The organism is Echinicola soli (assembly GCF_006575665.1).
GTDB classification, from domain to species: Bacteria; Bacteroidota; Bacteroidia; order Cytophagales; family Cyclobacteriaceae; genus Echinicola; species Echinicola soli.
In genome coordinates this window covers 394,033-420,310 of the sequence record NZ_CP041253.1, presented here as the reverse complement: position 1 = coordinate 420,310, position 26,278 = coordinate 394,033, and the positions used below count along the sequence as shown (strand labels likewise).

The following is a 26,278-nucleotide window of genomic DNA, read 5'->3' as shown; positions in this document are numbered from 1 at the left end:
CGAAGCGAAGCAAGCCATGTTTTGGTCTTACCAAAACGGCTTGCTTCGCTTCGCTCAGGTTGAAATTCACTCCGTTCATTTCACTCATGGGAAGACCAAAGAAACCCGAAGATCAGAAGAGGAATATAAAGTTTACTTTCCGCATGACCGAAGAGGAGGTGAGGTTGTTGGGAAGTTTATGCGAAGTGGCAGCGATGCCGGCCGCGGACGTGGTCAGGTCCTGCGTATTCAAAAGCAGGTTGCCCAAGGCAAAGGTAGCCAAAGTGGACAGGCAGGCCTATGTGGAGCTCAAAAGAATTGGCAACAATATCAACCAGATTGCAAGACACCTCAATTCAAAATTTGAGGTGTCTGCAGATAGGATGAAGGCCATTGATGCCCTTTCTACAAAACTGGATCAAATCATCAAACTGCTGCTCCATGATCGCTAAACAGTCCATCGGAAAAAACTTTATGGGAGCATTGGATTACAATATCAAAAAGATGTTTGTCCGGGAGCAGTCAAAAAGAGCGGAGATCCTGGAAACAAACTTTAGTAGCCTGGACAGGGAAATGGTACAGAAAGAAGTGGAGTTGATGAAGAGTATGAATCCCCGGCTAAAACGGAACACCTACCACGTCAGTCTAAGCTTTGCCAAGGAGGAAAAAATATCAAATGCAAAAATGATGTCCATTGCGGGTGAGTACCTGAAAGGCATGGGCTTCGATGACAATGCCTATGTTATTTTCAGGCATCATGATGCCGACCATCCCCACTGCCACTTGTTGGCACTGAGAAACCGGTTTGATGGATCGGTGGTTTCTGACAGCAACAACTATCGAAAGAGTGAAAGCCTGGTACGGAAACTGGAAAAGAAATATGGGCTTCAACAAGTAAAAAGCAGCAAGGAAGCCAAAGTCAAGGCACCCAATAAGGATGAAATCGAAATGGTGATGAGGACCGGAAAACCCTCCAAGAAAATGGTGCTCCAACAAATAGTAGGAGAGGCCTTGAACCAGACCAATACCATGGAAGACTTTATCCTACAAGTCGAGGCAGCTGGCGCCAATCTACTGTTCAACCAGGCCAGTACCGGCAGGGTATCAGGAGTGGCCTACTGCTATGATGGCTTCAAGGCCAAAGGGCAATCCTTGGGCAACCAATTCAAATGGAAGAACATCGCAAATATACTACACTATGAGCAAGCTAGAGATCGCCAAGCAATTGGCCAGGCAAACACAAGAACAACATCAAAATACCCGGGAGGGTTATCAGGAAATGGTCAAAAAACAACTCGAGTTCATGGGCTACATTCCGAAGATGCAGGACAGTCTCCTGCACATCAGCAGAAAGCTGGACAGACAGAACGAACAGATCGAGACCAATTATCAATGCGGGGTGAAAATGAATTCCAAACTGGAATCGGTCAAAATACAGCTTCAACACCAGCAGGAGCAGCACCAAAAGATCGAAAAGAAATTGACCTTGGTGATCAAGTTATTGGCAGTGCCATTAATATTCTTGACCTGTTGCTTAGGCCTGCTCCTACTGCTGGGGAGGTAGGAGAAACACCTAAAAAGAGAAAGAAGAAGCGGAAAAGAGGAAAGAAGATTTAGATAATCTAATGAAACTATTACAAATAGTAGCGAGTAAAGGATGTTTATTTAATAAATGATTATTTGATTTTTTACCTTTAAATCAGATCTAAGCATATGTGATATATACAGAAAATAAATTAGAAAATGAAAACCTCAATTTTTACAATTTCAACGGACACAGTAAACAGGTATGGAAGCTGTATGACAATCGGAGCATTATACCATTCACTTTTTGATAATTTTAAGGATGGAATCCCTCTCCTTTTTAATCACGATCAGCATAAACTTTTAGGGTGGGGAAAAACATTTGGGCTATATCTTGAACCTGGTCTATCAAGATTATTGGTATTACATTTTGTTCCTGAAACACAATATGATAAAAATATAATAATTCAAAATAACCAGGCTTTTAAGAGGAATAGGCAGGTAGAATCAACTAAGCAATACTTGGAGCCATTTAAGAAGATTCTTGAAGATAAATATGTTAATGATTATAAGGTTTTCTATCAAGCCTGTGCCTATGCAATAAAAAGGGGAGTTGTAAAACAAATATTTCCAGATTTGTTCCAAAAGAAAGATAGAGATGGCTTAGTGCCTTTAGGTAGGATATTCAAAGATTTTGAATACTTGGGGAATGGAGTCTTTAAAAATTTAAAAACGGATTTTGTCATTGTTGCCCACAAGTATTTTAGAAGATCTGAATCCATCCAAAATACTTTGAACGTAATATTTTTAAATAAATTAATTGAATATTATTATTCGGGAGAGCTAGAAGTTTATTTAAGAATTGATGAAGATATGGTGGGGTATTCACCCTCTTTTACAGAGTATGCAGAATTAGATTATCAATGGGGGCCAAAATACAATGATGAAATTAAGTCGATTAAAGAGGGAGTTTCTAAACATATAATTAATAGAGATGAGCAGGATATTTATGATATCAGTGGGAGTGAGTTTTTATGGGAGTGGGATAAGGAGAAAAGAAGATTTTCATTTCAAATGGAAGAAATAAAAAATGAAGAATCACGTTCGGATAAGGAAATTTATAATTGTAGATATGTACATACTATTTATGATAAAGTAGATTCTTCTTTGGTCCATTTTGATGGGGCAATTAGGAGTTACTCAACTCAAGATATGCTTGGTAGGATTGATACGCCAATTAATGTCTATGGAAAGAAAGCCGGTTATACTAAGCTTTTTAAGATAAATGGTAATCTTGGAATTGCAGACTGGAAACTAATGGTAACTCTCTTTCTTAGGGATAACCCCTTAATTTATGAATATTTTGGAAAGTCGGAGGAGCTAGAGATGTTAAAGGCTCCCTATGACTTGACTTTATCTTTACGTCAAAAATTAGTTCCTTATGAAATTAAAAAGGAAGATGGTTTAAGGTTTCAACTATCCCATTTTACACTACCAAAGGATTTAAGGAAAGGTAGGTATATCCATACATATGATATTATAGCATCAAAGGAGAGAGAATTCAAATGTATTGATTTCTTTACTATTGAAATAAGAAAAGCTCTTCAAAGAATTGGCGGTGATTTAGAAATTCCTGATGATGTCTTACTTATTAAAACAAACGACGGTTATTGGAATATACCACTAATAATGCATAATGGTATTCAATCCGAAAAGCTATTTCTCGAAACGCTAAGAGCAGTACAATTATTGTTTGATGGAATGATAGAGAAAGAAATTGATCTCAATATTGCAATTAATCTGGGATTAGTAATTGATGAAGTGATAATTCAATTTGGGATTTATGGTAGTATTAATGAGATAGTTAAGTGGTTCAAAGGGAATTTTGTATTACCAACCAAGAGAGAAACTGTAGTTGACTGGCTTGAAAAGCAAAAAAAATATGTTGGAGGATATGAAAGAAGAGATACCCCAATAATGGATAATATACTTCAGAAAGATGGTGTTATTTATGCCAAAAGGACTCTTTTGGAATTTGACTATGAATTCAAACTAGATGAAAATGAAAATGAAAATTTGATATTTGAGGTTGAAAATATAGATCTTCAAAAATATTTTGACAACGGTTTAATAATCAGTTACGGCTATTCCGTGGATAAATGCGTTTGTTCAGATTCAAAGGAAAGCTATATACACTCATGTAGGTCAAAATGGTTTGATTCAGATTTACCAGCTGTTGAGATAACGGAAAGCACACCTTTGTTTTTATTCTGGAGCTGACTTTGAAGTCTTTATGAGATAAATCGTTAGATTTTTTTCATGTCAATTATTATAGTGGTTGCTTACGATATCATAAAGTACTGTATTGTTCGTATAACTCATGACTTACTTATCTTATTTGATTAAAACGGAAGTGAGCACAACATTAAATATTCTCACGAACATAAACCAAGTGACAAGCATCCAGGATCAGGTTAAATACCATATCGTAAAAATAATGATCACTTTTAAGTTCATAGGAGGGGTTTAAGTCTCCCAGAGTACACAGGATCCAGTCATTTAAGACAGATAGCAACTTTTTAGGTTTGGGGTCGATAAAAAGCATCTTTAGGTTGAGGAGTGGATCTAGGGAGTCTTTTGGATCAGTAGAATAAGGTAAATATGGCAGGATATGGGATAGCTTTCTGCTCTTTTTCAAAATGGCTTTGGGGACAAGATTGGATTTGGAGATAGCTTTCACTTTCAACTGTGGGTGGTTTTCCTGTGAAATCAGAAAGGCTGCTTCAATCAGCTTGGCGAAATCCTGCTTAAAACTAAATGCGTGGCTTACAGATTCCCAATAAGTGACCAGTCCCCCATGGATTATTTTGATGGACAAGGCACCTAGAGCTGCCCTAGCTTCTGGTAAGGCATATTGCTGGGTAAAAAAATGTGTAAAGAACGCTGGTAAATCTTCTTTCTCTGATTTGGAAAGGAGTGTGGGGATATAAGTTTCCTCATCCGAGGTAAAGACCTGATCCGCAATAATGGTCCGGCTGTTATTTCCTGTATTGAAGTTATTGATCACTAGCATAGCTTAAAAGTTTAGATGAAACATGGTAATAATTTCATCCATTTCAATAGGGTAGAAAATTCGCCAGAAGAATAATTTATTCCATGCCGGTAGGTTAGCTGTTACTTGTTGTTTATTAATTGCTCCAACCTCGCTACCATCTCATCTTTTTCCTTCAACATCCTTTCATATAATTCGATCTTTTCATCATACAACTGAACGATTTTATCAATCGGATTAAAGGTTGGGTAATAGCTATAGAGCGAGTTTCCAGTAGCATGATCACTATTGTTGACTGTATTCGAAATAATATTCACCGCCTGTTCCTCGTCAAAATTCTGGATGGCCTCAACTGGAATTTGTAGGATTTCTGCTACCTGTTTTAATATACTTTCTTCAATGCTTTCTTTTTGTTCCAATAAGGAAATTTTCTTTTGGGACCAATCCTCTCCCATTTCGTGGGCCAACGCATCTTGTTTGATGCCGAGCATTTCCCTAAAGCGTTTGATGTTTCGTCCTTGATGGATATTTCTTGCTGCTGAATTAGTCATACGTCCTGATTGCTGAAAAACTAAAACACAAGTTAAGGAAATTGATGGAATTTGGGAAATGGTTTTTATAAATGGTGGATACAAGAATCTAGGAATATATTATTCCTGAAGGAATAGTTTAGAAAAGGCGGTTTGAGGAATTTGTATTATAGCAATGATCCTTTCCTAAACTATGTAGATATGAGTGATCCAAGCCAATTCAAAGAAGCTCTCCTCGATAATCAGTCGATAGGACAAAATATGATGGTCTTTAGAAGACTGAGGAGCCTTAAGGCCATGGAGCTAGCCTTCCATTTAGGAATCAGCGAAGCCACCTATACCAAATATGAACGTGGAGAAACCAAAATCACCGTGGAGCTTATTAAAAAATATGCTGATTATGTGCAGGTTGATCCCATTCATATTTTGACCATTAAGCCGGGGCAACTGATCGAGTATTTATATGAACTCGAAAAAAGGAAAATTCAAATGGAGAGCAACCAGTTTGACTCCTTAATCGAGATACTTCAAGAACTCAAAAACAGCAATGATGTCTTAAAAAGCCTGATAAAGGAGGCTATTGTTTAAACTTAACAAGAGCAATATGATCAATATTCAAAAAGACGAGCTTATCATAGAATTGATCCGCCAAGACCTTAAGCATAACCAGCTGATTCAGGGATTGGATAATTTAGACCTGGATGCTGGCCATCGCCATCATCTAGGCATTATGGATTTGGTCAAGAGGCTGATGGAAGTTCCAGAGCATTTCGAGAATGATTTTTTAGATACTTATATGGGCTATATGGATAGATGCCTTGATTATCCTATTTCCAGTTTAGGTGAAGAACTGTGGTACTTGGCCGAGGAGTGTTATGAGGGGTTAAGACCGCTGGATGTTGTTTAGAAGTGATTATTTTTTTTGAATTTAACGCTGTAACCGTTCGGTTGAGTTGATTTAAACAAAAATAAGTTTGCTTATAAATCAAGCAAGTGGCATTTAACACTGTGGTTTTTCTTTTATTACTCTTTTTTGTTAAAAGCCCCAATAATTCCAAAGAGAGTTAACAAATATTCGATGTATATTAAGAGGATTGTGTAGGAGGATAATTTTGTTAAAACACCAAAAAGGAAGGGCGCAATTGAATTTAGCCATATGATTTTGGCTTTTATTTTTTACTTTTAAAAACGAATTTTAAATAAAAATTTACCTTTGCAGATTTATATTAAGAGATATCACAAGGAATGAATGCAGTAGAAATTGAAGAGGCCATATCATTACTCTCGGAACAAGATTTTGATCCGGTTGAATTTCCGTATTTATTTCTGGAAGCTTTTGGCAATAAGCCAACGACTATAAAGCGCCTCAAAACAGGTAATAATAACAAATCTGATATTAAAGGAGGGGTGCTTCAGCACAACAATATTCATATAGCGGTTTGTGATGAAGGTACGGTTATAGAAACTCTTAAACGTCTAAAGGAAAGCTCGGCCACAACCAAGGCCAAAGCCAAGTTCATTCTAGCTACAGACGGAAAGGAGTTTCAGGCTGAAGATTTGAATAGTGGAGAAACCGTCGCATGTGAATTTCATAGTTTCCATGACCACTTTGGCTTTTTTCTACCACTGGCAGGAATCAGCACGGTCAAACAAATTCGTGAAAATGCCTTTGATATTAAGGCCACAAGCCGTTTGAATAAGCTGTATATTGAACTTCTTCGGCATAATCCAGAATGGGCAACAGCAGAGCGGCGCCATGATATGAATCACTTTCTTGCCCGCCTAATTTTCTGCTTTTTCGCTGAGGATACGGATATATTTGGTGGAGATGGTCTTTTTACCACTACGGTGCAACAAATGAGCGCCAGTGATGCCTCGGATACTCATGAGATTATTGGCGAGATCTTCCGAGCGATGGATATAAAACAGGCTGAACGTGCTGATCAAAATGTAAAAAACTGGGCAAATAAGTTTCCTTATGTAAATGGCGATTTGTTTTCCGGATCTACAGAAACACCCAAGTTTACGAAGATTGCGAGGTCTTATTTGCTACATGTCGGGAATCTCGATTGGAAGAAAATAAACCCTGATATATTTGGATCAATGATTCAGGCTGTGGCTGATGAAGATGAGCGCGGAGCCTTGGGAATGCACTATACCTCACGGCCTAACATCTTGAAAGTTCTGAACCCTCTATTCCTTGATGACCTCAGAGCCCAATTGGAGGAAGCTGGTGATAACCCTCGAAAATTGCTCAACCTCAGGAAACGCATATCTCGTATTCGGGTGTTTGATCCTGCTTGTGGTTCAGGTAACTTTCTTACAATTGCTTACAAACAATTACGCGAAATTGAACATGAGATTAATAAAAAGAGAGGGGAGGCTGACCGTTTAACTGAGATTCCTCTCACCAATTTCAGAGGCATTGAGTTGAGGGATTTTTCGGCAGAAATTGCCAGACTGGCGCTTATCATTGCAGAATATCAATGTAACGTTATATACCGAGGACAAAAACTAGCTCTTGCTGAATTCCTCCCGCTAAATGCTGAAAACTGGATTACATGTGGTAATGCACTTCAGCTAAACTGGCTTTCTATATGTCGTCCAACTGGTACAGCGGTGAAGCTTTTTAGGGAAGACTTATTTAGTACCCCAATGGATCAGGCAGAGATTGATTTTGAAAATGAAGGAGGTGAAACGTATATATGCGGTAATCCACCCTACTTAGGGTCTACATGGCAATCGAACGAGCAAAAAGCTGACCTTCAATCCATATTTAAGAACTTGACGAAAGCATGGAAATCTTTAGATTATGTTGCGGGTTGGTTCATGAAGGCGGCTGAGTTCGGGAAGCATACAAATTCAGCTTCAGCTTTTGTTTCCACAAATTCAATATGTCAAGGTCAACAGGTCCCAATTCTTTGGCCCCTAATTCTTAAAACAGGTCATGAAATTTCGTTTGCCCACACATCCTTTAAATGGGCTAATCTGGCTAGCTACAATGCAGGAGTGACTGTGGTTATAGTTGGTTTTTCTAATAAGGCGCCTAAAATTCGACGTTTATTTTCTTTAAACGATGAAGGTGAAATCATAGAAAAAAAATCAGAAAACATTAATCCATATCTAGTTGCAGCAAAGAATATCTTGGTCGAAAAAGTTTCACATCCAATGTCAAATATTCCGCCAATGGATTTTGGAAGTAAACCAGTAGATGGTGGTTACTTGTCATTAGATGCACATGAGGCAAACGTCTTGAAAAAGGAAGGCATTCCCGATGATTTCATTAGACCATTTTTTGGCTCATCAGAAGCAATACGGGGTATTATAAGGTATTGTATATGGATAAATGACGATAAAAAAGAAGAAGCATATGATCATCGTATTCTAGAAAATAGATTTGAAGAAATCAAGAAATTTAGAAAATCAAGCACAAAGGTTCGTACTCAACAAGGAGCAGCTTGGCCTCACCGCTTTGACGAAAAGCGACAAACTGGCAGTGAGAAAGTCTTCATTATTCCAAGCGTAAGTTCAGAGAATCGGTATTATTTACCCTCTCTTCCCCTACCAAATAAAAGTATTGTTTCCAATGCAGCATTTGCCTTGTATGATGCTCCATTATGGAGTCTATCAATAGTAGTTTCAAGGCTTCACATTGTATGGATAGCTACAGTATGTGGCAAATTGAAAACTGATTTTCGATACTCTAATACTCTTGGATGGAATACATTTCCTTTGCCATCACTTACTCAAAAAAACAAGGAAGATTTAACATCCTGCGCAGAAGAAATCCTGATGGCACGAGAAAGACATTTCCCAGCCACAATAGCGGATTTATATGATGCTGATAAAATGCCTGAAGATTTACGCCAGGCTCATGAACGCAATGATGAAGTGTTGGAGCGTGTATACATAGGCAGGCGATTTAAGAATGATACTGAACGCCTTGAAAAGCTTTTCGAACTGTATACTAAAATGACCGCCAAAAAGAAAACCGCATGAACCACAATAAAACCGTACCCTCCGTCACCGTTAATTATAAGAGTACAGGCAGCTCTACCAAATCGAATGAATTGGGTATGCGGGCGATGCAAGAAAGAGCCTATGAAAAGCGAGGGGAACAGTATCTTCTGATCAAGTCACCACCAGCCTCTGGTAAGAGTAGAGCGCTTATGTTTATCGCTTTGGATAAGCTCAACAACCAAGGTATCAAGAAGGCCATTGTGGCAGTGCCTGAAAAATCCATTGGGTCAAGTTTTTCTAATGAGCCACTTACGAAGTATGGTTTTTACTACGACTGGGAGATGAAGTCTAAGTGGAATCTGTGTAACTCTCTTGGAGAGGATGGTAGTAAGGTCAATTCTGTAAAATCATTTCTTGAAAGTGAAGATCCAATATTGGTATGCACACATTCTACCTTCCGTTTTTCTGTAGAACGCTATGGAGTTGAAGTATTTGATGATTGCTTGATTGCTATTGATGAATTTCATCATGTGAGTGCTGAAGAAGACAATGTACTTGGGTCACAGTTGAAACAGTTTGTTGCGAGAGATAAGGTACATATTGTAGCCATGACAGGTTCATACTTTCGAGGAGATGCTAACCCTGTTTTGATGCCAGAGGATGAAGCCAAGTTCGATACCGTTACTTATACCTATTATGAACAGCTCAATGGTTATGAATACCTAAAGACTCTTAACATTGGTTATTTTTTTTATAGTGGAGCCTATGCGGAGGATATTCTGAATGTCCTTGATGCGAATGAAAAGACAATCATTCATATTCCCAATGTTAACTCAAGAGAAAGTATGGGGGATAAAATCAAAGAGGTGAACCATATTATGCATGAGTTAGGAGAGTGGCAGGGTGTTGATCCTGATACTGGTTTTCATTTGATCCAAACAACTGATGGAAAAATATTAAAAATTGCTGATTTGGTTGATGATGATCAAACCAAAAGAAACAAGGTTTCTGCCGCCTTAAAACTTACGGAAGCCAAAAGTAACCGTGATCACGTAGATATTATCATAGCTCTTGGAATGGCAAAGGAAGGGTTTGACTGGATATGGTGTGAGCATGCACTTACAGTGGGGTATCGTTCCAGCTTAACAGAGATCGTACAAATCATTGGGCGAGCCACACGAGACGCACCAGGTAAGACACATTCACGGTTCACTAACTTAATTGCAGAACCAGATGCCTCGGAAGACGCAGTTACAGATGCAATTAATGATACACTTAAAGCAATTTCTGCTAGTTTATTGATGGAGCAAGTGCTTGCACCGAAATTCAACTTTGTTCCTAAAAGGTTAGAAAATGAACCAGATCCTAACTATTACTATGGAGAAACTGGATACGATCCAGAACGATGTAATATTGGTGTAAATGAGGAAAATGGTCAATACCAAATTGAAATTAAAGGACTGACTGAACCAAAAAGTGAAGATGCACAGCGCATTTGTCAACAGGATTTGAATGAAGTAATTGCGGCTTTTGCTCAGGATAGGCAGACAATAGAAAGAGGCTTATTTGATGAAGAAACCGTTCCCGAAGAATTGACACAAATCCGGATGGGCAAAATTATTAAAGATAGATATCCAGAGCTGGATGTGGAAGATCAAGAAGCTGTACGTCAACATGCCATAGCTACACTAAATTTGACGCAAAAGGCCAAAGAAGTGCTAAATAATGATCCTGAATTACAGGCAAGAGGAAGTACTGCTCTTATTGATGGAGTTCGTAAATTTGCCATGGATGTACGTGAGCTGGATGTTGATTGGATAGACAGCATTAACCCGTTCAGTGAAGCGTATTCGATCTTGTCAAAAGCTATGACGGAACAAAGTCTCAAAGCCATGGCAGAAGTTATAGCTGCCCGAAATCCGAACCTTTCTTTGGATGATGCTAGAGAGTTGGCGAAACGCGCATTGAAGTTTAAAAAAGAAAGAGGTAGATTGCCTGACATCAAATCTGCTGATCCGTGGGAGCAACGTATGGCACAAGGAATTGCCTATCTTGCTAGATTAAAATCTGAAGAAGCTAATGGCTAAGAAAAGGAAACTTACCGTAGAAGATGATGCTTTGTTGGCAGAACTAGGTATAGAGGTTGAGGTCAAAAAGCCAATCAAACATACGCTTCGTGAGGAGCGGATTATTGCGAGATTTGAAGAAATTCAGAAGTTTGTAGAGGATCATGAGCGCATACCAGAACATGGTGAGAATAAAGATATTTTTGAACGTCTCTATGCGGTAAGGCTTGATCAAATCCGCAAACAGGACGAATGTAGGAACCTTCTGAAGGATTTAGACTACCAAAACCTTTTAAGTGCTGATGCTAAAGAAGACAGTGAAATTCCTGAATATTTAGATGATGATGAATTGTTAGCTCAACTTGGTGTGGATGAGAATGAGGAGAACTCAATAACAAATTTGAAACACGTCAAAACTAGAGCTGAAAAGAGGGCTGCAGAAGAAATTGCTAATCGTACACATTGTAAAGATTTTGACGAATTCAAACCATTATTTAAAGCTGTAAAAAAAGATATCGACAATGGGTTGAGGTCAACGATTCGCTTTAGAAAAGACGCAGGTTTTACTAAGACCACACTCAAAAAATCACAATTCATTATCGTTGGTGGTCAAATAGCCCTTATAGCAGAGTTTGGGGGAATTTTCAAAGCACCTAATGGTGAAGATGATGCACGGTTAAGAGTAATATACGCCAATGGCACAGAAAGTAACATTCTGTGGAGGTCGCTTATTAGAGCCATGTATAAGGATGAAACAAGTAGATACATATCAGATAGCAATTCTGGACCGTTATTTTCAGGAGAAAACAGTGCTGATGATCAAGAAAGTGGGACGATTTACGTTCTAAGGAGTCAGTCAAACCATCCCACTATTAAAGAAAGTAGGAATATCGTTCATAAGATAGGGGTGACGGGGGGAGAAGTGGAGAAGCGAATAGTCAATGCAAAAAATGACCCGACATTCCTTCTGGCTAATGTTGAAATTGTTGCCACCTATAAATTGGCCAACATTAATCGAGGAAAGCTTGAGAACCTAATTCATAAGTTTTTTAACTCAGCTAGACTTGATATTGAGATTATAGATCGTTTTGGAAAACCAGTCAAAGCAAGAGAATGGTTTCTCGTTCCTGTATTTATCATTGATGAGATGGTAGAGAAAATAAAGGAGGGAACGATTAGCGAATATTACTATGATCCAACTTTTGCAAAGCTGGAAAAAAGATAATCAGGGAAAAACTTTAGGCGTGATTTTTACATCTTTTTATTAGTAATAAGGTGTTTCGCACCATTATTTCAGATCATAAATTAAATGGAATATTACCTTAAGCTATTTCATTTAAAATAACCCATAAAATAAGAAACCTACTTGAGGATGGTAGATCTCCTAAAATAAAGCTTAATAATATAAGAGGAAATGGGCACGAATAAACTTTTGAAAATTACAATAAATAAAGTATGTTGTTGTTTAATATTGCTTTACAAGGTGTGAATAATCTAATTTTATATGAAAAATCAAAATAATGAAATATAGCACGATATTCCATTTGCTTTGAAGCCTACTGTATTAATGGAAGAACCAAATCAAGTGTACTCAATTTTTACAGGGAGATTTGATCTTTCAAACGAAAATGAACAAACTAAATATCAGTTAGATGGAGAAATCTATTTTAATTGGTTTCCAGAAATAGGGGTGAAGTTTAATGGGGTTTTGTTAAAGGGCGCAGGTTTAATAGATATTAAGGCTAAATATCTGATTTTAATTGATATGGTTGTTTTTTCTTCAGTGTTTATAACCAATTTGTCTGAATCAGATATTACTAAAGTAGAAGGGAGATCATCTAAGCAAGTTGTTAAGGGGGATAGGTCAATTCAAGTTTCGAAGTTGTCTTTTTCAATCCCTAATTTAAGAGACTTTAATGGCCAAGGAGTTAAAGTTAAAAAGCCCTCTGGTTCCCTAGCTTTTAGTAATAGTAGAATTACTCTTATTAATGAGGATTTTACCATAACTATTGATAAAATACCTGGCTTTAAAGAGTTAAGAGATTCCTTAAAGAAGAAAGGTGGGTATATTTTCTTGTATGCTGGTGAAATAGTATTTAAGAATGGAAGATTTGATCATAAAAACTTAAAACAATTACTCGATACGCTTCATAATTTTTTTAGTTTTTTGAATGGAAGAAGATGTTCTCCTTTGTTCATTAACGGAGTGCATGAAGATGAGATTATTTGGACGGACTATTCCAATTATATAAATGATCATTACCAATTCTCTTTTTCATGGCCCTCTAATATTTCAACGGAGGGGGTAAGTGGATTATGGAATAATTTTTATAACCTATTCTCAAGTGAAGAAGATAGGAGCTTTTTAACCTTAGCAATTCACTGGTATTTAGAGGCTAATGCTGCTCCGAGCCATATGGAAAATTCTATCATTATGACTCAGACAGCTTTGGAGCTTATATATAATTGGCTAATTATTGAGAAAAGAAAGATTATATCTGGAAGGGACGCTGAAAATATGTCTGCAGCAAATAAGATAAGATTGTTATTATCTCAATTTATCGATCTTAGAAAGATAAATCATAAGCTAGAAAATATTAAATCGTACATAGAAGGAAGTCATGAGATTCAAGATGAAATTGATCTTTTTGTTTCTATTAGAAATGGAATAATTCATTCTCAAGTTGACAAAAGGAAGAAATTACTCGAAATGCCTTGTGAAGTAAAATATGAGGCAAATCAGTTTGGAATCTGGTTGATAGAGTTCTCTTTATTAAATATTTTAAATTATAAAGGCCTCTATCGGAATAGAATACTTAAGCCCATCCATTTTGGAGAAGGAGAGGAGCGTTTAAAGAAATATGACTCTTCGGAATAGTACACGTAGGGAAATATTCTAAGACAGGTAGTGTCAATTAATCTATAAAGCCCCTTAGATGATGTTTCTTGAGGTAAAATTTATAAGCCATGAACATCATTGATTTTATCAACCATTTCCCGGACGAGGAAAGTTGTGAGCACTTCTTGAAATTCTATCGTGAAAGAACAGGTATCTACTGTAAAACATGTTGTGCCTTTAGCAAGCACTATTGGTTTAGTGGCCGTAAATTCTTCGAATGCAGCAAGTGCAGAAGAAGGACCTCCCTTAAAGCAGGTACGGTAATGGAGTGCAGTAATCTTTCGCTCCACACCTGGTTCACAGCCTTTCTGTTGATGTCTGCTACCAAGAAAGGCTTTTCCTGTCTGGAGTTTCAAAGACAGCTGGGGCTGAGCAGGTATGAAACAGCCTTTAACCTTATGCATAAAATCAGGTCTGTCATGGGCAAAAGGGATGGTATCTATATGTTAAAAGGGATGGTGGAATACGATGAGGCTTATGTGGAGACAGCCACTTCCAAGGCGTTTAAGAAGCATTTGAAGCGGGGCAAAGGCAGCCAGCGGCAGGCCATCGTTGCAGTTGCGGCAGAATCCACCCCATTGGAAGATCTTGATACCGGCAAAACAAGCAGGCATTGTGGTTTCTTTAAAATGCAGGTACTCAAGAACGTGACCGCTGAAACCGTTGAGCAATTAGTGGAAGAAGCCATTGGTAAGGAGACGGTACTATTCACCGATAAGAACCAGGCTTATGTCAACTTGGAGAGCCTTGTAGGAGATCATATCAAGGTGAAATCTTCAGAAGATTCCGCCAATGGAGACCTAAATTGGGTACATACCGCCATCAGTAACTTAAAAAAGAACCTGCTGGGAATTTATCATATGGTTTCGGAGAAGTACCTTCAAAATTACCTTGGTGAGTTTGTTTACAAACTGAACAGAAGATATTTTTGGGATAAGTTGTTTAATCGACTTGTTGTTGCTGCAATTTACCCTTACGTGCAACATACCGAATAGTCATATAAAGAAATGAGTCTAGTAGAATTAATAATTGATCCTGTACTATTTTGAAATCGCTACTAAAATCGCTACTAAATTAAAAAGAAAAACCCTAACTCATTGCCTTTAAGCGAGTTAGGGTTTGTTTGTGCAGAGGAGGAGGGATTCGAACCCCCGGTACCTCGCGGTACAACGGTTTTCAAGACCGCCGCAATCGACCACTCTGCCACTCCTCTGGGTCTAATGCGTTATGTTTGTAGGACATTTGTGTTTGTCTTACGGTTTGCAAAGGTACTACTTTATGTGATTTTTACAATGCTTTTGGGAATTAAGATTCCTGCTTAAATATAACTTACTGGTTAGGTGGCGACTAAATTTTGGAGGTATATTTCTTCTTTACTGCTTTCGTCAGGCTTACATTAATCTCAAAACAGCCTAGGATGATAAATGAAGTGATCAGGATCCATAGCATCAGCGCGATCATCGTGCCGATGGAGCCATAGAGCTTGTTATAGGAAGCGAAATTGTTTAGGTAAAACGAAAACAGGTAAAACCCAAAAGTAATCAGCAATCCTGCCGTCACTGATCCGGCGGAAAAAAAATGAAACCTGTCATGCACCGCTGGAGCAAAGTGGAAGATGAACGAGGTGGCCAGCATAAAGAGGAATAGCAGCACAAAGAACCGCAGCGATGCCACCAGTAAATAAAGGATATAACTGCTGCTTGAGACCACCCCGTAGTCGGTCAGCAAGTCTAATGCTTTGTTGCCAAAAATCATTACCAGGACAGCAGCACAAAGGTTCAGTACCAAAAATACAATGATCATCACCGCGATCAGCCGGGTCTGGACGAATCCCCTGTTTTCCTTGGTCCTGTAGCAGGCATTGAATGCACTGATCAGGGAGACAATGCCATTGGTGGACAGGTAGAGTGCCATAAAGAAGCCAAAGGACAGCATGCCCTGTCGTGGCCTGCTGATGATATCCTGTACAGTGGCTTCCGTGCCTTCATAAAGCGGGGCGGGCAGTATTTCTTTTACAAAAAGAAGGATGTTTTCAGGAGTGACTTCCGGAAAGAAAATCTCTACAAAGGGCAGCATGTTCAGCAAAAACAGCGTCAGCGGAAAGAGGGCTATGGTGAAATTGAAGGCTACGGCACTGGCACGGTCATCGATTTCGTCTTTCTGGACCTGGTGGATAAAAATCTTGCCTACATCATATAGATTTTGGTCTGGGTTTTTGAGGTGGATCCGCCTTAGCTTTTGGGCATACCTGTCCAGTCTTTGCAATATGTCGTGCACTCGTTTTTTGACCATTCGTGCTTCAGGCTAAAAGTAAGCTTTCAATAAATCTACTAAATCCGCTGGAGGTCTGCATGGTCGGTGGTCGTCTTTTTTCAGGAATGTCAGTAAGGTATGTCCCTTATGAATCAACTCGTTGACCTCATTGAATATTTCATAATCAAACCTGATCTTGATCCCGGGCATTTCTTTGATGGTGGTTTTGACCGTCAGAAGCTCGTCATATCTTCCCGGTTTAAGGTATTTGCTATAGTTCTCCAGTACGGGCATCATGACACCTTGGTCTTCCATGTCTTTGTACGAAAAACCCACCTGCCGGAGGGATTCCACCCTGGCCACTTCAAAATACATGGCGTAATTGCCGTAGTAGACATACCCCATTTGGTCGGTTTCGGCATAGCGTACCCTTATTTGGGAGGTGGCGGTAAACATAGGCTAATATACGTTCGCTTGGTTCAGTGCATTTTGGTATTTCCTCGCTTGGATCAGGTGGTCACGTAGATTGGTCGAAAAAACATGATAACCCGAAAAGTCCTCTTTAGCGCAGAAATAAAGGTAATTGTGCTGATTGTAATCGAGCACAGCATCCAGTGAGGAGATGTCCGGCAGGTTGATTGGCCCCGGAGGCAGTCCCGTGTGCAAGTAGGTGTTATAGGGACTGTCTATTTGCTTATGGACGTTCAGGACCCTTTTGATGCTGAAATCCCCAAGGGCAAAGACCAAGGTGGGATCAGCTTGTAGCGGAATATTGCGTTCCAGCCGGTTGATGTAAACGCCTGCTATTTTTGGGCGTTCATCCTTTTTGGCAGTTTCGGCCTGGACGATAGAGGCCAGTGTGGAGACCTCTGTTCTGGTCATGCCCAGGGAATCGGCTTTGGCTGATCTTGGCTTGGTCCAAAACTTATTGTACTCCCGATACATCCGGTCAAAGAGCTGTTCTGGACTGGTGTTCCAATACACCTCGTAGGTATTGGGGATGAACATGCTCATGATTGTCTCCTCGTCAAAGTCGAATTTACGGATATAAACACTGTCCTGTAGCAGGGCAAGAAATTGATCTTGCGAGATTTCCAGGTTCTTGGAAATTTTTTCTGACAGGTCTTCTTGGGTCCTTATATTGTTAAAAGTGAGATCAATAGGGGTTTGTCTTCCTGAACGGAGAAGCGCGACTAATTCCCTGTTGGATAATTTTGGGGGAATGATGTAACGGCCAGGTTTGACATTTTCCTGATATTTCAGCATTTTGGCTACGAAGCTGAAGGAAATCACATCGGTGATAATGTTGTTTTCGGTAAGGCTATCGGAAACCTGCTGGAAGGTAGCATTGCTGGGGATTTTCAGCTCGGCGGGAACATCTGATTCCGTAAGGGTGTTTGGACTGAAGAAGACTTGATAAAAATAAAAGGCAAATGAGCTAATCAAAACTGATATAGCGATCATTGCTATCATATAATACTTTTGATTCTTTTTTGTGATCATGGTAATTTATCGAGGCATTTCCTATCTAGGCACAAAAATAGGGAAATGATATGAGTGAAGATACTTATTCATACACAAATGTACGCAACTAGTAAAAAGTGTTAGTGGTTTGGTGCTAAATTTGATACATTGACATACATGCTCTCTAAATCAATAATTATTTTATGGCAGCTTCATTTATAAAAATCTATCCTGAAAACCCCAATCCGCGCGAAGTAAACCGAGTAGTGGAGGTGCTTCGGCAGGGTGGTGTGGTGATCTATCCCACCGATACCATTTATGGGATTGGGTGTGATATTTATAATCAGAAGGCCATAGAAAAGATTTGCCTGATCAAGGGAGTGAAGCCTCAAAAGCAGAATTTCTCCTTTATCTGCTATGATCTCAGCAATATTTCCGAATACACCAGGGTGGTCAGTACACCGGTGTTTAAGGTGATGAAAAAAGCCCTTCCGGGGCCTTTTACCTTTATTTTGGATGCCAATAACAAGGTGCCGAAATTGCTGCATAGCAAAAAGAAAACCGTGGGAATACGCATCCCCGACCATAGTATTCCACGTATATTGGTTAAAGAACTTGGTCAACCCATTGTAACCACTTCCATTCGAGATGAAGATGATGTACTGGAGTATAGTACTGATCCGGAATTGATCTACGAAAAATACAAGGATCTCGTAGACGTAGTCATCGATGGTGGCTACGGAAATAACGTGGCCTCTACAGTCGTCGATTGTACAGGTGAGGAGATAGAGATCCTCAGACAGGGCCAGGGCGATTTGGAAGAGATGCTCTAGGTAGGAGCCAGGAAACGGAAATAGCACAAAGTTTTGACTATTTTTGGGCATGGAAAAGAAAGTGATTTGTGCGGATTTATTTTACCTGCCCCCGATAGAGTTCTTTGTGGCTATCCAAGGAGCTGATCAGCTCATACTGGAAGGGGATGACCGTTACCAAAAGCAGACCTACCGAAACCGGGCGCATATCCGGTTGGCCAATAAAGTGGAGGGCCTTAGTATCCCGGTGATCGGGGGCAATAAGAAGGTGAAATACCGAGAGATAAAAATAGATTATAAGCAAAAATGGAAAAATATTCACCTTCGCGGCATCCGCAGTGCTTATGGTAAAGCACCTTTCTTTGAATATTTCTTTCCATACTATGAAGCTATCTATGATAAAAATATTGACAATTTGTACGATTTAAACTTTGAATTGCTGACACTTTGTCTGAAATTAATGAAGGTAAAAACCAAGGTATCCATAGGGGCCAAAGAGGAAGATTATTCTTCCTATGAGGACCTGAGGAGAACAATTGTGGCAAAGGAGCCATTTGAGCAAAGAAATATTTATGAGCCGAAGCCATACGGTCAGCTCTTTGGCTTGGACTTTGTACCTAACTTGAGCGTTATCGATTTGTTGTTTTGTGAGGGGCCGGTGGCCAATGAAATAATCTCACAATCAAAAAAAAAGAAATGAACAATCTGTAAAAGGATTGTGTTTTTAAAACAAATTCGGTAAAATTATATAGAGAATTATTTACAATTCAGAAAGGAACTAAATGGAAGCAAAATTTTCAAATAGAGTCAAAGAGGTGATTTCTCTAAGTCGTGAAGAAGCTTTGCGCTTGGGTCACGATTATATAGGAACCGAACACCTCTTGCTGGGCATGATCCGTGAAGGGGAAGGTGTCGCTGTTTCCATATTGAAGAAATTAGGAGTGCCTTTGGATGAGCTCCGCAATTCCGTGGAGCGTGCTGTAAAAGGAACGGCCAATCACAACGTGAAAAACTTGGCCAATATTCCGCTGACCAGGCAATCTGAAAAAGTACTGAAAATTACTTATTTGGAAGCTAAAATATTCAAAAGCCAACTTATCGGAACAGAGCATCTGCTGCTGTCCATCCTTCGGGATGAGGATAACATCGCTACCCAGATTTTGCATAAATTCGATACGACTTACGATACTGTGAAGGAAATGCTGGAATTCCAAACAGATCAAACGCCCCGCTCTGGAGCTGAGGCAGATGATACCGACGAGGAAAGCAGCAAGCTCTTTGGCAGTTCCGGTGGCTCCTCCGGTGGAGGAAGTAAAGGCGCTACCGAAAAGTCCAGGACACCTGTCTTGGATAATTTTGGCAGGGACCTTACCCGGATGGCTGAAGATGATAAGCTTGACCCGATTATCGGTAGGGAAAAAGAAATCGAGCGTGTGGCACAGATTCTTTCCAGAAGAAAGAAAAACAACCCTATCCTGATCGGTGAGCCAGGAGTAGGTAAGACCGCCATCGCAGAAGGGCTGGCACTGAGGATTGTTCAGAAGAAAGTTTCCCGTGTGCTGTTTAACAAACGCGTGGTGACGCTTGATTTGGCTTCTTTGGTAGCCGGTACGAAGTACCGTGGTCAGTTTGAGGAGCGGATGAAAGCCGTAATGAACGAATTGGAAAAATCTCCAAATGTCATCCTTTTCATCGATGAGCTGCACACTATCGTAGGAGCAGGCGGGGCCAGCGGATCACTGGATGCCTCCAATATGTTTAAGCCTGCACTTGCCCGGGGAGAAATTCAATGTATCGGCGCCACTACCTTGGACGAGTACCGTCAGTATATAGAGAAAGATGGTGCCCTGGCCAGAAGGTTCCAGATGGTAATGGTGGATGCCACCACTCCGGAAGAAACGATACAGATCCTGAATAACATCAAGGACAAATACGAAGATCACCATAATGTGAACTACACACCTGAGGCGATCAACGCCTGTGTGAAATTGTCCGACCGCTATATTTCTGACCGCTTTCTGCCAGACAAGGCCATCGATATCCTCGATGAAGCTGGTGCCCGCGTGCACATCAATAACATCCATGTGCCTGATGAAATCCTGAAGCTGGAAGAAGAGGTGGAAAATATCAAAGTGGAGAAAAACCGTGTGGTGAAAAGCCAAAAATATGAAGAGGCTGCGCAGCTCAGGGACAGGGAGAAAAAGCTCCTTGAACAACTGGAGAATGCAAAGGCTAAGTGGGAAGAGGAAAGTAAAACCAAACGCTATACGGTAGAAGAAGATAATGTGGCCGAAGTGATCGCTATGATGACAGGAATCCCTGCCAAGCGAATAGCCCAAAAAGAAGGCAATAAATTGCTGAATATGGGCGGCGAGCTACAAGACAAGGTGATTGGCCAGAGTGATGCGATCAAGAAATTGACCAAAGCCATTCAACGTACCCGAGTAGGATTGAAAGACCCCAAAAAACCGATCGGTTCCTTTATTTTCCTAGGACCTACGGGGGTGGGTAAGACAGAACTCGCCAAAACACTGGCGACATATCTCTTTGATAAAGAGGATTCACTCGTGAGGATTGACATGTCCGAATACATGGAGAAATTCAGTGTTTCTCGATTGGTGGGAGCGCCTCCGGGCTATGTGGGGTATGAAGAAGGCGGTCAGCTGACAGAAAAGGTAAGAAGAAAGCCGTACTCTGTCGTATTGCTGGATGAGATCGAAAAAGCTCACCCTGATGTCTTTAACCTATTGCTTCAAGTACTGGATGACGGTATTTTGACTGATGGGCTTGGTAGAAGAGTGGATTTCAGAAATACCGTGATCATCATGACGTCAAATATCGGTGTGAGGGACTTGAAAGACTTTGGCGCAGGAATCGGATTTGCGTCCAAAGCAAAGGAAGAGAACATGGATGAAGTAATGAAATCGACCATCCAAAGTGCCCTGAAAAAGGCCTTTAGTCCTGAGTTCTTGAACAGATTGGATGATGTTGTGGTGTTTAATTCCCTTAGCAAGGAGCATATCCATAAAATTATCGATATTACCCTTGAAAAACTGTTCAGCCGAATCACGGAACTCGGTTATAAGATAGAATTGAGCGATAAGGCAAAAGATTTCTTGGCCGAGAAAGGCTACGATCAGCAGTATGGTGCAAGGCCGCTAAACAGGGCCATCCAGAAATACCTGGAAGATGCCATTGCGGAAGAAATCCTCAAAGGGGACCTTTCTGAGGGTGATGTGATCAAAGCCGATTATCCAGGTAAGGGTGATGAGCTAAACATAGCAGTCAAAAAGAAAGAAAAAGCAGATTAGATTTTAATAGACGGTTTTATTTATGAAGTGGCCCAGCTTGGGCCACTTTTTTTATGTCTATTCGGAGAGCTAGACTCAGGATCAAGCGAAAAAGTTGGGGGAATTAGGGTTGGTTTCGACAGCACGCAGATGGTGCTGATTAATAAGATTTACGCTGATTTTTTTATGTTGGAGCACGTATTCCTATTGCTAAATTAAAGAGAAATATGCTTGCCAAAACCACCTGGAAATTTCTCATCCCCCTGAAATATTGCTTGGCCCAAGGGCTGGGGGACGGGCAATTTCGTGATCAGTTTTTCATGATTTGTTTTATTTGTTGACCTTTTTACCCGTCTCAGGTACATCATGATGCCATTTACATAATTTAACATTCCATTGACTTGACAGTGAGTGGTTTTGGTCTCCTTTTTGTTAGTTTTGGGCTATGAAATTCATGTTCCAAGTTATAGTGAAACTTACCTTTCTGGCTTCCCTGATGCCGTATTTATTGTCCGAAAAGATATACAACAAGTATCAGGTAAGGATCAATCCACAGGTGGTGGATACGCTCTACTACAGTGGTAAGGAAGTGGGCGGAGTGGATAGGAAGTTGCTCAAAGAAGCCAGTGGACTAGCGGTGAGCAGAATCCATGAAAATGTTCTATATACACACAATGACAGCGGAGGAAAGCCCACTGTCTATAAACTGGATTCTACGGGAAATGTGACGGGGAAAATCACCTTGGATAATACCTTTAATCGTGATTGGGAGGACATTGCAGTCGGCCCTGATGCTGGGGGCATGAAATCTTATGTATATGTCGGGGAGATCGGTGATAATGATGGGGAATATCCATCTATCAGCCTGCTGAAGTTTGAAGAACCTGCCATGGATAGCACAGACCTGCATGTGCAGCCAGAAAAGATCAAACTGAAATACCCAGATGGGGCCAGAGATGCCGAGACGCTGATGGTGGATCCCTGGAATGGTGATGTGTACATCGTCAGTAAGCGGGATTCCAGTAATGTACTTTATCGTGCACCGGCTGATAAACTCGATGAGGAGGAGGTGGAATTGGAGCCACTACAGAACCTCCCCATTACCATGTCCGTAGCGGGCGATATCTCGCCCGATGGCAAAGAAATTATCATCAAAAATTATTGGGTCATCTATTATTGGACGCGGAAGGAAGGAGAGTCCATCGCCGAGGCCCTTTCCAGAAAACCGGTACAATTGCCATACGTACCGGAGCCGCAAGGAGAGGCCATAGCATTTTCCAAAAATGGCCACAGTTTTTTTTCACTCAGCGAAGAGCGTTTTCGTATCAAGCCAGTCCTTTATCAATATTATAAAAAATAACGGGCTTAGCGAAAGGTAGTTTGTAACTTGCCGGAAGGTTAGAAATTAATAAGCTTATCATGTCGGTACAGACTACTTCCACCGTATTAATGGTCCGTCCTGCGGCTTTTGGCTTTAATCCAGAGACTGCCCAGGACAATAGCTACCAGCAGACTGATGCTCGGGATGTAGCCGAAATCCAAGCCGAAGCTGAAAAGGAGTTTGACGATGTGGTGGCCTTATTACGGCAAAAGGGAATCCAGGTGATCGTGGTGCAGGATAATCCACATCCTGCAAAGCCTGACGCCGTTTTTCCAAACAACTGGTTCAGTACACATGAGGATGGCCGTCTATTATTGTTTCCCATGCTTTCTCCGGTGAGAAGGAAAGAACGTAGGAAAGATTTGGTGGATTTGCTGGCTGCCCAAGGTTTTAAGGTCAATGAACTAGTAGATTTTACATTTTTTGAAGATGAGGACCAGTTTTTGGAAAGTACAGGCAGCATGGTGTTGGATCGGGAACATAAAATTGCCTATGCCTGTCTTTCAGAGCGGACGCATCAGGAGCCGCTACATTACTTCGAAAGGTTAATGGATTATCAAGTTGTGGCTTTTCGGGCAGTCCACTCTCAATCCAAAGAGAAGATTCCCATTTATCATACCAATGTCATGATGCACGTGGGCAGCCAGCTCGCAGTGGTCTGTCTGGACAGCATCGTGGGGAAATCCGTCAAACAGCGGGTAAAAGAATCCCTGGAGGCCTCTGGCAAAAAGATTGTCCCCATTACCATTCCACAGAAGTTTGCCTTTGCAGGAAATATGCTGGAGCTAACGGGCCCACATGGAAAGAAATTTACCGTTATGTCCCAAACGGCGTTTGACAGTCTTAAGCGAGGACAGTGGCATGTGATCAAAAAGTACACAGAAGTAATTACCGCTAAAATTCCTACGATCGAGAAAATCGGTGGTGGAAGTATCCGCTGCATGATGGCTGAGGTTTTCTTGCCGAAATAAACTGTATAAAAAGTGAGGTTTCCTCATAGCCTCAGCAGGGCAAATGCATTTACCAAGCATAAGGAGAATTAATGGTTTTATGAATAACAGCCCCAACTGTCCGATCCTTAAGGGTTGGACAGTTGACCATTGGTTGTGCATATTAACCCTTTCGGCGGTTTTAGGAATATATCAACTTACCGAAAAGGATCAGGGAAATTGTTTTTAACCTGAGTTTATACAATTCGATTAAAAACAGTTATAACGTCATCGGTAGGAAGTATAGCCTGCTCCGATACTATCGGGGACGGTTTCTAAATCGACTCAGGGTTTAAAGGTATTCCCGTGCATATAGGTTGGCTAGATGTAAGAACTGAACTTCAGCCTGCGTTAGAGGAATGTTTTTGGCTTATGCCCCAAGTCCTTGCCTCGGGTTAATGTAGGAAGGTTTTCAGCCTTGATGGCTACAAGCGATTTTTCTGATAATAGGATTCGTTAACGGGAAATTAGGTCAATTTTAACCATTCATCGTCCAAGGATCAATCCTTGGACGATGGAAACACGGCTAGATTTAGCAACCCCAAAGGGACTGAATTTTCTAAATGCTGCTCCTTCTCGCAAATTCCCTCTTACGCCCTGTTTGGCACCGGAAGGGTTCACAGTGACGGGATTTCTACTTATGAAGCAGTTTTGCTGGGCATTTAAGTTGATATCGCCAACCCTAAATTCCGGTATAGTTAAACGGTGTGATTACTTTCAGTTCCGCCTTGACATCATCGGAAACATTCAGGGTTTCGATAAATTCTTGGATGGATTGTTCTGTGATACGGGTGTTGGTGCGGGTAAGGTCTTTTAGTGCTTCATATGGTTTTGGATAGCCTTCCCTTCTGAGTATTGTCTGAATGGCCTCCGCCACCACTGCCCAGTTGTCTTCCAGGTCTGCATCGATCGCTGCCTTGTTAAGCTCCAGTTTGCCCAGTCCCTTTTTGAGCGATTCGAACGAAATTAGCATATGCGCCAAAGGCACTCCAATCACACGTAATACGGTGCTGTCCGTCAGGTCACGCTGAAGGCGGCTAATGGGCAGTTTGGCAGCCAAATGCTCCAATAAGGCGTTGGCAACGCCCAGATTGCCTTCTGCATTTTCAAAATCGATAGGATTGACTTTATGGGGCATGGCCGAGGATCCGACTTCACCAGCTTTGATCTTTTGCTTGAAATAATTCATGCTGACATACTGCCAAACATCCTTGGAAAGGTCCAGCAGTATGGTATTGATCCGTTTCAGTCCATCAAATACCGCTGCCAAGTTGTCATAATGCTCAATCTGGGTAGTAGGAAAGCTACGCTCCATTCCAAGGTGATTGCTTACAAAATTATTGGCAAAGGCATTCCATTCTTGGTTTGGATAGGCCACTTTATGTGCGTTCATATTGCCAGTGGCACCACCGAATTTGGCGGAATAGGGCACTTGCTGAAGAAGCGAAAGTTGGTTTTCCAGGCGAGTGACGAATACTTGAAATTCTTTGCCCAGGCGAGTTGGAGAGGCAGGCTGTCCATGGGTCTTGGCCAGCATGGAGATATCTTTCCACTCATCCACTTGGCTATGGAGTTTGGAGATGACCTCTACCAAGACAGGCAGAATCACCCGGTCCAATCCATCCTTGAGCATCAGTGGCGTAGCGGTATTGTTGATGTCCTGCGAAGTCAGGCCAAAGTGGATAAATTCTTTTTGTGCCTCTAGCCCTAGTTTGTCAAATTCTTCCTTTAGGAAATATTCGACGGCTTTTACATCATGATTGGTGGTCTTTTCGATTTCCTTGATGGCCTCGGCATTTTCTTCCGAAAAATCGTCTACGATGGCACGTAGCTTCGGGAAAAGATCTTTTGAAATACCTGTTAGTTGTGGCAATGGCAGTTCACAAAGGGCAATAAAGTATTCCACTTCCACTTTTACCCGGTACTTGATCAGGGCAAATTCAGAAAAATAAGCCCTTAATGGAGCGGTTTTGCTTCCGTATCTTCCATCTACTGAGGATACTGCGGTCAGCGTATTTAGATTCATGGTGATGCTGTTTTGAAATTGTATGTCGATGCAAAAATAAATGTTTAATGGTT

21 protein-coding genes and 1 tRNA gene are annotated in these 26,278 nt (G+C 40.7%); 15 read left to right on the top strand and 7 right to left on the bottom strand.

What is annotated here, in order from left to right; translation table 11 throughout:
- Positions 1-86: 86 nt before the first annotated feature.
- The 3 genes from mobC (at position 87) to FKX85_RS01900 (ending at position 3,783) form a co-directional block, all read left to right on the top strand.
- Complete coding sequence (gene mobC, locus FKX85_RS01910) at positions 87-431, top strand: plasmid mobilization relaxosome protein MobC (RefSeq protein ID WP_141613129.1); 345 nt, start codon at positions 87-89, stop codon at positions 429-431.
- On the top strand, positions 421-1,596 hold the full coding sequence (locus FKX85_RS01905; protein ID WP_141613128.1) for a relaxase/mobilization nuclease domain-containing protein: 1,176 nt from the start codon (positions 421-423) through the stop codon (positions 1,594-1,596). The genes mobC and FKX85_RS01905 overlap by 11 nt, the downstream gene beginning before the upstream one ends.
- 126 nt (positions 1,597-1,722) lie before the next feature.
- Positions 1,723-3,783, top strand: a complete 2,061-nt coding sequence (locus FKX85_RS01900; RefSeq protein WP_141613127.1) for a hypothetical protein — start codon at positions 1,723-1,725, stop codon at positions 3,781-3,783.
- A gap of 145 nt (positions 3,784-3,928) precedes the next feature.
- Here FKX85_RS01900 and FKX85_RS01895 read toward each other — a convergent pair whose 3' ends face one another.
- Together FKX85_RS01895 and FKX85_RS01890 are read right to left on the bottom strand one after the other, a co-directional pair.
- On the bottom strand, positions 3,929-4,576 hold the full coding sequence (locus tag FKX85_RS01895) for a hypothetical protein (protein WP_141613126.1): 648 nt from the start codon (positions 4,574-4,576) through the stop codon (positions 3,929-3,931).
- Between the two features lie 101 nt (positions 4,577-4,677).
- Entirely contained in the window at positions 4,678-5,106 is a 429-nt protein-coding gene (locus FKX85_RS01890; protein ID WP_141613125.1) for a helix-turn-helix transcriptional regulator, read from the bottom strand.
- A 180-nt stretch (positions 5,107-5,286) separates the two neighbouring features.
- Here FKX85_RS01890 and FKX85_RS01885 point away from each other — a divergent pair, with 180 nt between their 5' ends.
- The 7 genes from FKX85_RS01885 to FKX85_RS01855 all read left to right on the top strand — a co-directional run bounded on the left by FKX85_RS01885 (position 5,287) and on the right by FKX85_RS01855 (position 15,005).
- Complete coding sequence (locus FKX85_RS01885; protein ID WP_141613124.1) at positions 5,287-5,673, top strand: helix-turn-helix domain-containing protein; 387 nt, start codon at positions 5,287-5,289, stop codon at positions 5,671-5,673.
- Positions 5,674-5,689: 16 nt separating this feature from the next.
- The gene (locus tag FKX85_RS01880; RefSeq protein WP_141613123.1) at positions 5,690-5,992 is read left to right on the top strand and encodes a hypothetical protein; all 303 of its coding nucleotides are present in this window, start codon (positions 5,690-5,692) and stop codon (positions 5,990-5,992) included.
- 338 nt (positions 5,993-6,330) lie between these two features.
- The gene (locus FKX85_RS01875; protein WP_141613122.1) at positions 6,331-9,084 is read left to right on the top strand and encodes a class I SAM-dependent DNA methyltransferase; all 2,754 of its coding nucleotides are present in this window, start codon (positions 6,331-6,333) and stop codon (positions 9,082-9,084) included.
- Positions 9,081-11,132, top strand: a complete 2,052-nt coding sequence (locus FKX85_RS01870; RefSeq protein ID WP_141613121.1) for a DEAD/DEAH box helicase — start codon at positions 9,081-9,083, stop codon at positions 11,130-11,132. Before FKX85_RS01875 ends, FKX85_RS01870 begins: the two co-directional genes overlap by 4 nt.
- Entirely contained in the window at positions 11,125-12,336 is a 1,212-nt protein-coding gene (locus FKX85_RS01865) for a GIY-YIG nuclease family protein (protein WP_141613120.1), read from the top strand. Before FKX85_RS01870 ends, FKX85_RS01865 begins: the two co-directional genes overlap by 8 nt.
- A gap of 342 nt (positions 12,337-12,678) precedes the next feature.
- On the top strand, positions 12,679-13,989 hold the full coding sequence (locus FKX85_RS01860; RefSeq protein WP_141613119.1) for a hypothetical protein: 1,311 nt from the start codon (positions 12,679-12,681) through the stop codon (positions 13,987-13,989).
- An 89-nt stretch (positions 13,990-14,078) separates the two neighbouring features.
- Complete coding sequence (locus FKX85_RS01855) at positions 14,079-15,005, top strand: IS1595 family transposase (RefSeq protein ID WP_141613118.1); 927 nt, start codon at positions 14,079-14,081, stop codon at positions 15,003-15,005.
- Between the two features lie 133 nt (positions 15,006-15,138).
- Here FKX85_RS01855 and FKX85_RS01850 read toward each other — a convergent pair.
- From FKX85_RS01850 to mltG, 4 genes are all read right to left on the bottom strand, one after another.
- Positions 15,139-15,223: transfer RNA gene (locus tag FKX85_RS01850), tRNA-Ser, on the bottom strand.
- A 134-nt stretch (positions 15,224-15,357) separates the two neighbouring features.
- Complete coding sequence (locus FKX85_RS01845; protein WP_141613117.1) at positions 15,358-16,302, bottom strand: YihY/virulence factor BrkB family protein; 945 nt, start codon at positions 16,300-16,302, stop codon at positions 15,358-15,360.
- Between the two features lie 12 nt (positions 16,303-16,314).
- Positions 16,315-16,719, bottom strand: coding sequence for an acyl-CoA thioesterase (locus FKX85_RS01840; RefSeq protein ID WP_141613116.1), 405 nt, complete (start codon positions 16,717-16,719; stop codon positions 16,315-16,317).
- Positions 16,720-16,722: 3 nt separating this feature from the next.
- Entirely contained in the window at positions 16,723-17,766 is a 1,044-nt protein-coding gene (gene mltG, locus FKX85_RS01835) for an endolytic transglycosylase MltG (RefSeq protein WP_141613115.1), read from the bottom strand.
- Positions 17,767-17,930: 164 nt separating this feature from the next.
- On the opposite strand from mltG, the gene FKX85_RS01830 reads away from it, so the two are divergent.
- From FKX85_RS01830 to ctlX, 5 genes are all read left to right on the top strand, one after another.
- A complete protein-coding gene (locus tag FKX85_RS01830; RefSeq protein ID WP_141613114.1) occupies positions 17,931-18,560 on the top strand; it encodes an L-threonylcarbamoyladenylate synthase in 630 nt (209 codons plus the stop codon).
- Between the two features lie 49 nt (positions 18,561-18,609).
- A complete protein-coding gene (locus FKX85_RS01825; protein WP_141613113.1) occupies positions 18,610-19,239 on the top strand; it encodes a WbqC family protein in 630 nt (209 codons plus the stop codon).
- Positions 19,240-19,321: 82 nt separating this feature from the next.
- Positions 19,322-21,850, top strand: a complete 2,529-nt coding sequence (locus FKX85_RS01820; protein ID WP_141613112.1) for an ATP-dependent Clp protease ATP-binding subunit — start codon at positions 19,322-19,324, stop codon at positions 21,848-21,850.
- A 433-nt stretch (positions 21,851-22,283) separates the two neighbouring features.
- A complete protein-coding gene (locus tag FKX85_RS01815; RefSeq protein ID WP_229239732.1) occupies positions 22,284-23,189 on the top strand; it encodes a hypothetical protein in 906 nt (301 codons plus the stop codon).
- 59 nt (positions 23,190-23,248) lie between these two features.
- Positions 23,249-24,181 carry a citrulline utilization hydrolase CtlX gene (gene ctlX / locus FKX85_RS01810; RefSeq protein WP_141613110.1) on the top strand — a complete coding sequence of 311 codons (933 nt, stop codon included), beginning with the start codon at positions 23,249-23,251 and terminating at the stop codon, positions 24,179-24,181.
- Positions 24,182-24,881: 700 nt separating this feature from the next.
- Here ctlX and purB read toward each other — a convergent pair.
- Positions 24,882-26,225, bottom strand: coding sequence for an adenylosuccinate lyase (purB, locus tag FKX85_RS01805; protein WP_141613109.1), 1,344 nt, complete (start codon positions 26,223-26,225; stop codon positions 24,882-24,884).
- Positions 26,226-26,278: the final 53 nt, after the last annotated feature.